Origin of the sequence: Streptomyces sp. LMG1-1-1.1 (genome assembly GCF_040815545.1) — a bacterium.
Lineage (GTDB): Bacteria > Actinomycetota > Actinomycetes > Streptomycetales > Streptomycetaceae > Streptomyces.
This window is the reverse complement of the sequence record NZ_JBFPNH010000025.1, coordinates 18,561-30,509: the sequence shown is the minus strand read 5'-3', so window position 1 is coordinate 30,509 and position 11,949 is coordinate 18,561. Positions and strand designations below refer to the sequence as shown.

The 11,949-nt window shown below is 71.2% G+C and carries 10 protein-coding genes; 6 read left to right on the top strand and 4 right to left on the bottom strand.

Features of this window, described 5'->3' with window-relative positions:
• Positions 1-89 precede the first annotated feature (89 nt).
• The 4 genes from MRBLMG1_RS14715 (at position 90) to MRBLMG1_RS14700 (ending at position 4,751) form a co-directional block, all read left to right on the top strand.
• A complete protein-coding gene (locus MRBLMG1_RS14715) occupies positions 90-2,636 on the top strand; it encodes a DUF4118 domain-containing protein (protein WP_367824393.1) in 2,547 nt (848 codons plus the stop codon).
• A 219-nt stretch (positions 2,637-2,855) separates the two neighbouring features.
• Positions 2,856-3,542: a response regulator gene (locus MRBLMG1_RS14710; RefSeq protein WP_367824391.1), complete on the top strand. Its 687-nt coding sequence runs from the start codon at positions 2,856-2,858 to the stop codon at positions 3,540-3,542.
• A 57-nt stretch (positions 3,543-3,599) separates the two neighbouring features.
• Complete coding sequence (locus MRBLMG1_RS14705) at positions 3,600-3,998, top strand: OB-fold nucleic acid binding domain-containing protein (RefSeq protein WP_367824389.1); 399 nt, start codon at positions 3,600-3,602, stop codon at positions 3,996-3,998.
• Positions 3,999-4,001: 3 nt separating this feature from the next.
• Positions 4,002-4,751, top strand: a complete 750-nt coding sequence (locus tag MRBLMG1_RS14700; RefSeq protein WP_367824388.1) for a DUF3159 domain-containing protein — start codon at positions 4,002-4,004, stop codon at positions 4,749-4,751.
• A gap of 75 nt (positions 4,752-4,826) precedes the next feature.
• Here the strand turns inward: MRBLMG1_RS14700 and MRBLMG1_RS14695 are convergent, their stop codons facing one another.
• Positions 4,827-5,504, bottom strand: coding sequence for a potassium channel family protein (locus MRBLMG1_RS14695; protein ID WP_367824386.1), 678 nt, complete (start codon positions 5,502-5,504; stop codon positions 4,827-4,829).
• Positions 5,504-6,172, bottom strand: a complete 669-nt coding sequence (locus MRBLMG1_RS14690; RefSeq protein ID WP_017237685.1) for a potassium channel family protein — start codon at positions 6,170-6,172, stop codon at positions 5,504-5,506. The genes MRBLMG1_RS14695 and MRBLMG1_RS14690 overlap by 1 nt, the downstream gene beginning before the upstream one ends.
• Positions 6,173-6,406: 234 nt before the next feature.
• On the opposite strand from MRBLMG1_RS14690, the gene MRBLMG1_RS14685 reads away from it, so the two are divergent.
• Complete coding sequence (locus MRBLMG1_RS14685) at positions 6,407-8,458, top strand: APC family permease (RefSeq protein WP_367824384.1); 2,052 nt, start codon at positions 6,407-6,409, stop codon at positions 8,456-8,458.
• A gap of 68 nt (positions 8,459-8,526) precedes the next feature.
• Entirely contained in the window at positions 8,527-9,846 is a 1,320-nt protein-coding gene (locus MRBLMG1_RS14680) for a class I SAM-dependent RNA methyltransferase (RefSeq protein ID WP_367824383.1), read from the top strand.
• Positions 9,847-10,080: 234 nt separating this feature from the next.
• Here the strand turns inward: MRBLMG1_RS14680 and MRBLMG1_RS14675 are convergent, their stop codons facing one another.
• A complete protein-coding gene (locus MRBLMG1_RS14675; protein WP_367824381.1) occupies positions 10,081-10,905 on the bottom strand; it encodes an MBL fold metallo-hydrolase in 825 nt (274 codons plus the stop codon).
• On the bottom strand, positions 10,898-11,770 hold the full coding sequence (locus MRBLMG1_RS14670) for an NAD-dependent epimerase/dehydratase family protein (RefSeq protein WP_367824379.1): 873 nt from the start codon (positions 11,768-11,770) through the stop codon (positions 10,898-10,900). Before MRBLMG1_RS14670 ends, MRBLMG1_RS14675 begins: the two co-directional genes overlap by 8 nt.
• Between the last annotated feature and the right edge of the window lie 179 nt (positions 11,771-11,949).

Below are 11,949 nucleotides of genomic sequence, written 5' to 3'. Positions count from 1 at the left end.
GCGGAATCGACATCAGAATCACGTCAATACCGCACCGGGGCCCCTCTCCGCGTACGGAATGTCCGTTTGGCTGGACGTATGGTCGAGCCATGGGACGCGGCAAGCTTCGGATCTACCTCGGCGCTGCGCCGGGCGTCGGCAAGACCTACGCGATGCTCGCGGAGGCGCACCGGCGGGTGGAGCGCGGCACGGACTGCGTCGTGGCCTTCGTGGAGCACCACGGGCGGCCGCGCACGGAGGCCATGCTGCACGGCCTGGAGCAGGTCCCGCGCCGCACCCTGGACTACCGGGGGACGGCCTTCCCCGAGATGGACATCGACGCGGTCCTGGCCCGCCGTCCCGCCGTCGCCCTCGTCGACGAGCTCGCCCACACGAACGTGCCGGGGTCCAGGAACCCCAAGCGGTGGCAGGACGTCGCCGAGCTCCTCGCCGCAGGCATCGACGTGGTCTCGACCGTCAACATCCAGCACCTGGAATCGCTCGGGGACGTCGTCGAGTCGATCACCGGGGTACGGCAGCGGGAGACCGTCCCCGACGAGATCGTGCGCCGGGCGGACCAGATCGAACTGGTCGACATGAGCCCGGAGGCCCTGCGGCGCCGGATGGCCCACGGCAACGTCTACACCTCGGACAAGGTCGACGCGGCCCTCTCCAACTACTTCCGCCCCGGCAACCTCACCGCCCTGCGCGAGCTGGCCCTGCTCTGGACCGCCGACCGGGTCGACGAGTACCTCCAGCAGTACCGGGGCGAGCACAACATCCGCTCGACCTGGCAGGCCCGCGAGCGGATCGTCGTCGGCCTGACCGGCGGACCCGAGGGGCGCACCCTGATACGACGGGCCACCCGGCTGGCCGAGAAGGGCGCCGGAGGCGAGGTCCTCGCCGTCTACATAGCCCGCGGCGACGGACTCACCTCGGCCTCGCCGAAGGAGCTGGCCGTCCAGCGGACCCTGGTCGAGGACCTCGGCGGAACGTTCCACCACGTCATCGGCGACGACATCCCCTCCGCGCTCCTCGAGTTCGCCCGCGGGGTCAACGCCACCCAGATCGTGCTGGGCTCCAGCCGGCGCCGCTCCTGGCAGTACGTGCTCGGTCCCGGCGTCGGCCAGACCGTTGCCCGGGACTCGGGGACCGACCTCGACGTCCACATCGTCACCCACGGCGAGGTGGCCAAGGGGCGGGGCCTGCCGGTCGCGCGCGGCGCCCGGCTCGGCCGCTCCCGCATCCTCGGCGGCTGGATCGTCGGCGTCGCGGGACCCGCCGCCCTCGCCCTGCTCCTCACCCATGTCGACGCCGATCTCGGGCTCGCCAACGACATGCTGCTCTTCCTCGCCCTGACGGTCTCCGCGGCCCTCCTCGGCGGGTTCGTACCGGCGCTCGCCTCGGCCGTCGCGGGCTCGCTCCTCCTCAACTGGTTCTTCACCCCGCCGATCCACCGGCTCACCGTCGCCGACCCCAAGAACATCGTCGCCATCGCCGTCTTCCTCGGCGTCGCGATGTCGGTCGCCTCGGTCGTCGACCTGGCCGCCCGCCGCACCCACCAGGCCGCCCGGCTGCGCGCCGAGTCCGAGGTCCTCTCCTACCTGGCCGGCAGCGTGCTGCGCGGCGAGACCAGCCTGGACGCCCTCCTCGAACGGGTCCGCGAGACCTTCTCCATGGAGTCGGTGGCCCTCCTGGAGCGCGTCGACGAGGTCGAGCCGTGGACACGGGCGGCGAGCGTGGGACCCCACCCGGCGGCGCGGCCGGAGGACGCCGACGTCGACATGCCGGTCGGCGACCACCTGGCCCTCGCCCTCCGCGGCCGGGTGCTGCCCGCGGAGGACCGGCGGGTGCTCGGCGCCTTCGCCGCCCAGGCCGCCGTCGTCCTCGACCGGCAGCGCCTGGTGGGCGAGGCCGAGGAGGCCAGGAAGCAGGCCGAGGGCAACAAGATCCGCACGTCCCTGCTCGCCGCGGTCAGCCACGACCTGCGGACCCCTCTCGCGAGCATCAAGGCCTCCGTCTCCTCGCTCCGCTCCGACGACGTCGAATGGTCGGAGCAGGACCGGGCCGAACTCCTGGAGGGCATCGAGGCCGGCGCCGACCGCCTGGACCACCTCGTCGGCAACCTCCTCGACATGTCCCGCCTCCAGACCGGCACCGTCACCCCCCTGATCCGGACCGTCGACCTCGACGAGGTCGTCCCCATGGCCCTCGGGGGAGTACCGGACGGCAGCGCCGAACTCGACATCCCCGAGTCGCTGCCCATGGTCGACGTCGACAAGGGCCTCCTGGAGCGGGCCGTCGCCAACATCGTCGAGAACGCCGTGAAGTACAGCCCCGAGGGCGTGCCCGTCGCCGTCGCCGCCAGCACCCTGGGGGACCGGGTCGAACTGCGGGTCGTGGACCGCGGACCCGGCGTGCCCGACGAGGCCAAGGACGGCATCTTCGAGCCCTTCCAGCGCTTCGGCGACGCTCCGCGCGGCTCCGGCGTCGGCCTCGGGCTCGCGGTGGCCCGCGGTTTCGTGGAGTCCATGGGCGGCACGCTCGGCGCCGAGGACACCCCCGGCGGCGGCCTCACCATGGTCCTCACCCTCCGGGCCGCGCCCGGCGGGCCCCCGGCACCTCCCGCCGACCTCCCGGCGCACGCCGTGACCTGACCTGACGCCCGTGCCCGTGACCCGACGGCCGCAGCCGTTCCCGCACCCGTACTCGACCCTGTAGAGCACCCTTAGTCGTACTCGTACTCGTACTCGTACTCGTACCGCAGCCGTCCCCGTACTCGTACCGCAGCCGTCCCCGGCCCCCGTCCCCGTACCGCGCCCCGTTCCCGCGCCCATTCCCGTACAGCAGCTCTCTGCAGAAGGTAGGCCCCCTCCATGACCCGGGTCCTCGTGGTCGACGACGAGCCGCAGATCGTCCGTGCCCTGGTGATCAACCTCAAGGCGCGGAAGTACGAGGTCGACGCCGCGCCCGACGGCGCCACCGCCCTCAAGCTCGCCGCCGAACGCCACCCCGACGTCGTCGTCCTCGACCTCGGCCTGCCCGACATGGACGGCGTCGAGGTCATCCGGGGCCTGCGCGGCTGGACGAGGGTGCCGATCCTGGTCCTCTCGGCCCGCCAGACCTCCGACGAGAAGGTCGAGGCGCTCGACGCGGGTGCCGACGACTACGTCACCAAGCCCTTCGGCATGGACGAGCTGCTCGCCCGGCTGCGCGCGGCCGTGCGCAGGGCCGAGCCGGTCGGCGGCGCCGAGGACGGGGCCGTCGTGGTCGAGACCGCGGGATTCACCGTCGACCTGGCGGCGAAGAAGGTCCACCGCGACGGGCGGGACGTCCGCCTCACCCCCACCGAGTGGCACCTCCTCGAAGTCCTCGTCCGCAACAGCGGCCGGCTGGTCAGCCAGAAGCAGCTGCTCCAGGAGGTCTGGGGGCCGTCGTACGGCACCGAGACCAACTACCTCCGGGTGTACATGGCGCAGCTCCGCCGCAAGCTGGAGGCCGACCCCTCGCACCCGCGCCATTTCGTCACCGAACCGGGCATGGGGTACCGCTTCGAACGGTGAACGGACCGGGCGCCCGGGGCCGGCCTCGGTGACAGCGGTGGCCGGTACGCTTTCTGTATGAGTGCTGCACCACGTACAGAGAAGCCGGCCGGTAGGTTCCGCCGGATGCTCGACCGGCTCTCCTCCTCCCCGGAGGACCTGGAGTCGGAGGAGCTCCAGGAGGCCGCCGAAGCGTCGGGGTGCACACGTATCTCCGACTGCTCCGACCGCCAGATAGTCAAGGTGACTGGTACCTTGCGCACGGTCACGCTGCGTCCCCGGGCCGGTGTACCCGCGCTGGAGGCCGAACTCTTCGACGGCACGGCACCACTCGACGTCGTCTGGCTCGGCCGCCGCTCCATCGTGGGCATCGAACCGGGCCGCAAGCTGATCGCCTCCGGCCGGATCTCGATGAGCCACGGCCGGCGGGTCCTCTTCAACCCCAAATACGAGCTCCGACCGCTCGGACAGGAGTAGCCGGTGACGTCCCTCGACAAGCCGACGGCGGCCCAGTCGACCCCGGACCAGGACACCCAGGCCGACAGGGCCGTGACCGAGGCCGCGCTCTTCGAGGCCTTCGGCGGCGTGCGCGGCATGGTCGAGACGGTCGTGCCCGGCCTGCTGTTCGTCACGATCTTCACGATCAACAAGAACCTGCACGTCTCGGCGATCGCCGCGCTCGCGGTCTCGCTGGTCCTGGTCGCCGTCCGGCTGATCCGCCGCGACACGGTCAAGCACGCGTTCAGCGGCGTCTTCGGGGTCGCCTTCGGCGTCGTCTTCGCGATGATGACGGGCAACGCCAAGGACTTCTACCTGCCCGGCATGCTGTACACCCTGGGCCTCGCCCTCGCGTACATCGTCACCGCGCTCGCCGGAGTCCCCCTGATCGGCCTGATCCTCGGCCCGGTCTTCAAGGAGAACCTCTCCTGGCGCACCCGCAACCCGGGCCGCAAGAAGGCCTACACCAAGGCCAGCTGGGCCTGGGGCCTGATCCTGCTCGGCAAGTGCGCGATCCTCTTCCCGATGTACTGGTGGGCCGACACCACCAAGTTCGGCTGGGTCCTCGTCGCGCTGAAGATCCCGCCGTTCCTGCTCGCGGTCTACCTCACCTGGGTGTTCCTCGCGAAGGCCCCGGCGCCGATCGACGTCTTCGCCGAGATGGAGGCCGAGGAGCGCGCCGAGAAGGAGCGCAAGGCGGCCGCCGCCGCGCAGAGCCACCCGGAGGCCTGAGCCCCCGGCACGTGCAAGGGCCCGAAACCCCGAGGGGTTCCGGGCCCTTCCGCTTGCCACACCCGCATGCCCCGATCAGGACTCGGGAGTCTCCCGGCGGACCTGGAGCAGGTCCTCCAGCTGCTCCTCGCGAGCCTGGGCGGCCACGAACAGCAGCTCGTCACCGGCCTCCAGGGTCTCCTCGGGGCTCGGCGTCAGCACCCGCGAACCGCGGATGATCGTCACGAGCGAGGTGTCCTGCGGCCACGCCACGTCCCCGACCGCGGTGCCGGCGACCGCCGACTCCGGCGGGAGCGTCAGCTCGACCAGGTTCGCGTCGCCGTGGCTGAAGCGGAGCAGCCGGACCAGGTCGCCGACGCTCACCGCCTCCTCCACCAGGGCCGACATGAGACGCGGCGTCGACACGGCGACGTCCACGCCCCAGGACTCGTTGAACAGCCACTCGTTCTTCGGGTTGTTCACGCGGGCGACCACCCGCGGCACGCCGTACTCCGTCTTGGCGAGCAGCGAGACGACCAGGTTCACCTTGTCGTCGCCGGTCGCCGCGATCACCACGTTGCAGCGCTGCAGCGCCGCCTCGTCCAGCGAGGTGATCTCGCACGCGTCGGCCAGCAGCCACTCCGCCTGCGGCACCCGCTCCACCGAGATGGCGGTCGGCGCCTTGTCGACGAGCAGGACCTCGTGCCCGTTCTCCAGCAGCTCGCCCGCGATGGAACGGCCCACCGCACCCGCGCCCGCAATAGCGACACGCATCAGTGACCGCCCTCCTCAGGACCCTCGGCGAAGGCCTCCTCGACCTTCGCGATCTCGTCCGTACGCATCATCACGTGCACCAGGTCACCTTCCTGGAGCACCGTCTGCGAGGTCGGCAGAATCGCTTCGCCCAGCCGGGTGAGGAAAGCGACACGGACGCCGGTCTCCTCCTGGAGCCGGCTCACCTTGTGGCCGATCCACGCCGGAGAGGTGTGCACCTCCGCGAGCTGCACGCCACCGCTCGGATCCCGCCACAGCGGCTCCGCGCCGGAAGGCAGCAGCCGGCGGAGCATCTGGTCGGCGGTCCAGCGGACCGTCGCGACCGTCGGGATCCCGAGGCGCTGGTAGACCTCGGCGCGACGCGGGTCGTAGATCCGCGCCGCCACGTTCTCGATGCCGAACATCTCGCGCGCGACCCGCGCCGCGATGATGTTCGAGTTGTCGCCGCTGCTCACCGCGGCGAAGGCACCGGCCTCTTCGATCCCGGCCTCACGCAGCGTGTCCTGGTCGAAGCCCACGCCCGTGACGCGCCGACCGCCGAAACCCGACCCCAGACGACGGAAGGCCGTCGGGTCCTGGTCCACGACCGCGACGGTGTGCCCCTGCTGTTCGAGGGTCTGCGCGAGAGCGGCTCCCACTCGCCCGCAGCCCATGATGACGATGTGCACGTCCCCTTACCCCGCACTCCTGATCGCCTTGCTGACCTGCGAAAACACCCTGCTCACAACTTTCCTCGCCCGATGCGCCCGGGCCGCGGCCGGCAACGCCCTGCCGGGTTGCCCGGTCCGAGCTTATGCGGCAACGCTGGCCGGGACCGCATCCGAGGTGGTACTCAGGGAGATTCGGTGCCGATCGGGGGTGCCGGTGCACGTGGCTCTTTTCGAACGCTTACGATCCTCTCCGTGTCCAAACTGACCGACGTGCCCAAACGGATCCTGATCGGGCGGGCCCTGCGCAGCGACAAGCTCGGAGAGACCCTTCTCTCCAAGCGCATCGCCCTCCCCGTCTTCGCCTCCGACCCGCTGTCCTCGGTGGCGTACGCACCCGGCGAGGTGCTGCTCGTCCTCTCCGTCGCCGGTCTGTCGGCCTACCACTTCAGCCCGTGGATCGCGCTCGCGGTCGTCGTCCTGATGTTCACGGTGGTCGCCTCCTACCGGCAGAACGTGCACGCGTACCCCAGCGGCGGCGGTGACTACGAGGTCGCCAACACCAACCTCGGGCCGAAGGCCGGACTCACCGTGGCGAGCGCCCTGCTCGTCGACTACGTCCTGACCGTCGCGGTGTCGATCTCCTCGGGCATCGAGAACCTCGGCTCGGCGGTGCCCTTCGTCGTCGAGCACAAGGTGGCCTGCGCGGTCGGCGTCATCGTGCTGCTCACCGTGATGAACCTGCGCGGCGTGAAGGAGTCGGGCTCGCTCTTCGCGATCCCGACGTACGTCTTCGTCGCCGGCGTCTTCATCATGATCCTCTGGGGCGCGTACCGGGGCATCGTCCTCGACGACACCATGAAGGCGCCCACCGCCGACTTCGAGATCAAGCCCGAGCACCAGGGCATCGCCGGCTTCGCGCTCGTCTTCCTGCTGCTGCGCGCGTTCTCCTCCGGCTGTGCCGCGCTCACCGGCGTCGAGGCCATCTCCAACGGCGTCCCGGCCTTCCGCAAGCCGAAGTCGAAGAACGCCGCCACCACGCTCGCCCTCATGGGCGGCCTGGCCGTCACCATGTTCTGCGGCATCATCTTCCTCGCCATGGCCACCGACGTGCGCATGGCCGAGAAGCCCGCCGAGGACCTGCTGCACAACGGCGTGCCGGTCGGCGAGGGGTACGTCCAGGACCCCGTCATCTCCCAGGTCGCGGCCGCCGTCTTCGGCGACGGAACGTTCTTCTTCATCGTCCTCGCCGCCGCCACCGCGCTCGTCCTCTTCCTGGCCGCCAACACCGCGTACAACGGCTTCCCGCTCCTCGGCTCGATCCTCGCCCAGGACCGCTACCTGCCGCGCCAGCTGCACACCCGCGGCGACCGCCTCGCCTTCTCCAACGGCATCGTGCTCCTCGCCGGCGCCGCCGCCCTCCTCGTCTGGGTCTACGGAGCCGACTCGACCCGGCTGATCCAGCTGTACATCGTCGGCGTCTTCGTCTCCTTCACCCTCAGCCAGATCGGCATGGTCCGGCACTGGAACCGGCACCTGAAGAGCGAACGCGAACCCGCCAAGCGCCGCCACATGATCCGCTCCCGCGCGATCAACGCCTTCGGTGCCTTCTTCACCGGCCTCGTCCTCGTCGTCGTCCTCGCCACCAAGTTCACCCACGGCGCCTGGGTCGCCCTGCTCGGCATGGTGATCTTCTACGGCACGATGACCGCGATCCGACGGCACTACGACTCCGTCGCCGCCGAGATCGCCGCCGCCGAGGAGCGGCCCGACGAGTACGTGCGCCCCTCCCGGGTCCGCTCCATCGTCCTCGTCTCCAAGCTCCACAAGCCCACCCTGCGCGCCCTCGCCTACGCCAAGCTCATGCACGCCGGCGAGCTGGAGGCGCTCACCGTCAACGTCGACCCGGCCGAGACGAAGGCACTCAAGGAGGAGTGGGAACGACGCAACATCAACGTCCCGCTCAAGATCCTCGACTCCCCGTACCGCGAGATCACCCGGCCGGTGATCGAGTACGTCAAGAACATGCGCCGCGAGAGCCCGCGCGACGCCGTCTCCGTCTACATCCCCGAGTACGTCGTCGGCCACTGGTACGAGCACCTGCTGCACAACCAGAGCGCCCTGCGGCTCAAGGGCCGACTGCTCTTCACCCCCGGCGTCATGGTGACCTCGGTCCCGTACCAGCTCCAGTCCTCCGAGGCCGCCAAGAAGCGGGCGAGGAAGCGCCAGGAATGGAACGCGCCCGGCTCGGTCCGCCGCGGCCCGGTCGAGAAGCGGCAGAAGGAATCAGCCGCCAAGAACAACTAGACTGGTGGGCTGCCGTGCACACGGCAGCCCATTTTCTCCTTCTCCTTCTTCCTCTGGAGTCCCCGCTCATGCAGAACACCCCTGTTACGTCGCTGGTCGGGGCGGAGTACGAAGTAGAGGTCGGCCCGGTCGCCCACGGCGGCCACTGCATCGCCCGTACGGACGCCGGCCGCGTCCTCTTCGTACGGCACGCACTGCCCGGCGAGCGGGTCGTCGCCCGCGTCACCGAGGGCGAGGAGACCTCGCGCTTCCTGCGCGCCGACGCCGTCACCATCCTCGACGCCTCCAAGGACCGCGTCGAGGCCCCCTGTCCCTTCGCCGGCCCCGGCAAGTGCGGCGGCTGCGACTGGCAGCACGCCAAGCCCGGCGCCCAGCGCCGCCTCAAGGGCGAGGTCATCGCCGAACAGCTCCTGCGCCTCGCCGGCCTCACCCCCGAGCAGGCCGGCTGGGACGGCACCGTCATGCCCGCCGAGGGCGACAAGCTCCCCGCCGGCGAGGTCCCGCAGTGGCGCACCCGCGTCCAGTACGCCGTCGACGCCGAGGGCCACGCGGGCCTGCGCAAGCACCGCTCCCACGAGGTCGAGGTCATCGACCACTGCATGATCGCCGCCGAGGGCGTCTCCGAGCTCGGCATCGAGAAGCGCACCTGGGAAGGCATGGCCTCCGTCGAGGCCATCGCCGCCTCCGGCTCCCACGACCGCCAGGTCATCCTCACCCCCCGCCCCGGCGCCCGCCTCCCGCTCGTCGAACTCGACAAGCCCGTCTCCGTGCTGCGCGTCGACGAGAAGGACGGCGGCGTCCACCGCGTCCACGGCCGCGCCTTCGTCCGCGAGCGCGCCGACGAGCGCACCCACCGCGTCGGCAACGGCGGCTTCTGGCAGGTCCACCCCAAGGCCGCCGACACCCTCATGAAGGCCGTCATGCAGGGCCTCCTCCCGCGCAAGGGCGACAGCGCCCTCGACCTCTACTGCGGCGTCGGCCTCTTCGCGGGCGCCCTCGCCGACCGCGTCGGCGACCAGGGCGCCGTCCTCGGCATCGAATCCGGCAAGCGCGCCGTCGAGGACGCCCGCCACAACCTCGCCGGCTTCCCCCGCGTCCGCGTCGAACAGGGCAAGGTCGAATCCGTCCTCCCCCGCACCGGCATCACCGAGGTCGACCTCATCGTCCTCGACCCCCCGCGCGCCGGCGCCGGCCAGCAGACCGTCAACCACCTCGCCAACCTCGGCGCCCGCCGCATCGCCTACGTCGCCTGCGACCCCGCCGCCCTCGCCCGCGACCTCTCCTACTTCTCCGCCCGCGGCTACAAGGTCCGCACCCTCCGCGCCTTCGACCTCTTCCCGATGACCCACCACGTGGAGTGCGTGGCGATCCTGGAGCCGGCTAAGTAGGGGATCCGGGTCGGGTTGCGCTCGGCGGCACGTTGATCTTCATGGGGGCGGCCGCCTCGGGTGCGGAGCCCGGCTGATGCGTCCGATTTGAGCTGCTCCCACTTTTCCCACGGCATGCGTCTGCCCGTTGGTAGTCCCACGAGCGACTTACGAAACGGGGCTGGCTACAGGAAGTTGGATGTGGTCGGTGGGGGCTGGAGTGGCTGAGTCCAGCCCCGATTGGCTTGCTGCTGGTCAGGGGGTGGGGTGGGGGGACTCCTCGAAGGCGAGGTAGCGGTCGAGGGAGCGGGTGAGGGTTTGGTTGCCGTGGGAGGGGATGGTGCGGTGCCACCAGGCGCCGTAGATGCGGTCGAAGTGGTAGGGGGAGAGGAGGGTGGCGGCGGAGCGGATGGCGTGGGGGCGCTCGGGGATGTGGTTGGGGTAGCTGTACATGGAGGTGACCCAGTTGTTGTCCGGGCAGACGTTGATGACGTCGCCGGTGAAGAGGGCGCCGTCGCCGGCGCTCCAGTGGAGGACGGCGCTGCCGGGGAAGTGGATGCCGGGGTTGATGAGGGTGAGTTCGTCGGTGAGTCGGTGGGTGCGGCCGGTCCAGAAGTGGAGGGACGGGTCGGGGCGGCCGACCCATGAGCGGTCGGCTTCGTGGAGGTGGACGGGGGCGTCGAAGGCGTGGGCCCACTCGACCATCGAGGAGTAGAAGTGGGGGTGGCTGATGGCGATGTGGTCGATGCCGCCGAGTTCCTCGATGGCGCGGACCATGGCGTCGTCGAGGTAGGGCACGCAGTCCCAGAGGACGTTGCCGGCGGCGGTGCGGAGGAGGAGGGCGCGCTGGCCGATGGCGAACTGGGGGGTGACGCCGACGCCGAGGACGCCGGGGCCCTCCTCCTCGAAGCGGCCGGTGTGGCCGTCCTCGCGCAGCTCGGCCAGGGTCGTCCACTGCTGGCCGGCCGGGCCCACGTACTGGCGCTCGTCCAGGCAGACCGGGCAGTCCGGGCGCGGGGCGGTGAACTGGGTGCCGCAGCCGCGGCAGATGGGGGGCGTCAGGGCGGTGGTGTCAGACACGGGAGCCTCCGGCGAGTTCGGTGAGGACGTAGGGGCGGCTCGGCTGCCAGCCGAGTTCTTCGACGGCGCGGCGGCCCGACACCACCTGGTCGAGGGCGAGTGCCTCGGCGAACGGGGCCCCGAGCGCCTCGGCGGCTTCGGCGTGCGGCCACGGCTCGGCCCGGCCGGGGCCGCCGGCGGCGATGTCGGCGGCCGCGGCGACGGCGGCGGCCGGGACGGACTCCCAGGCCACGCCGTGGAGGAGGTCGCCCGGCTGGGCCTTGGTCAGGGTGAGGGCGTACAGCTCGGCGAGGTCGTCGACGTGGACCATCGGCCAGCGGGTCGAGACCGAGCCCACGTAGCGGCCCGTGCCGTGCTCCCGGGCCCAGCCGGTCATCAGGGCGGGGATGCCGCCGTCCCGGCCGTACACGATGCCGGGGCGTACGACCACGGCTCGTACGTCGTCCCCGGCGGCGGCGAGCACCCGCTGTTCGATCCGCGGCCGGTAGCCGACGATCGCGATCGGGTCGGTGCCGGTGTCCTCGGTCGCCGGGGCGTCGCCGGTGGCGCCGAGCACCCACACGCCGCTGGTGTAGACGAACGCCCGGCCCGTGCCGCGCAGCGGGGCGAGCAGCGCGTCGAGTGCGGCGGTGTCCACCGCCTCGTCGCCGGTCGGTGTGGCCAGGTGCATCACCGCGTCCACGTCGTCGGTCACCGCGGCCCGCAGGGACGCCGGGTCGGTCAGGTCGCCGACCCGCACCGGCACGTCCGGGTGCAGCGAGGCCGCGTTCTTCACCAGGGGCACCACGTCGTGGCCCTCCCGTGTCAGACGTGACACCACGGCGGAGCCGATGTAGCCGGTGGCACCCAGGACCAGAACCTTCATGAACCCTCCCGTTCAGGCGTTTCTCGAACAGGGGAACCGTACGAAGGGTGCCCGGGCCGGCGGATCCGTCGAATGACCGGGGTGCCGTACCGGGGTTCCGTGTCGTACGTGTCGCCGTGTCGCCCGGCTGCTGTGTCGCCGTGTCGTGGCGGGCCTGTGCGACCGGGGCCGGGTGGGCG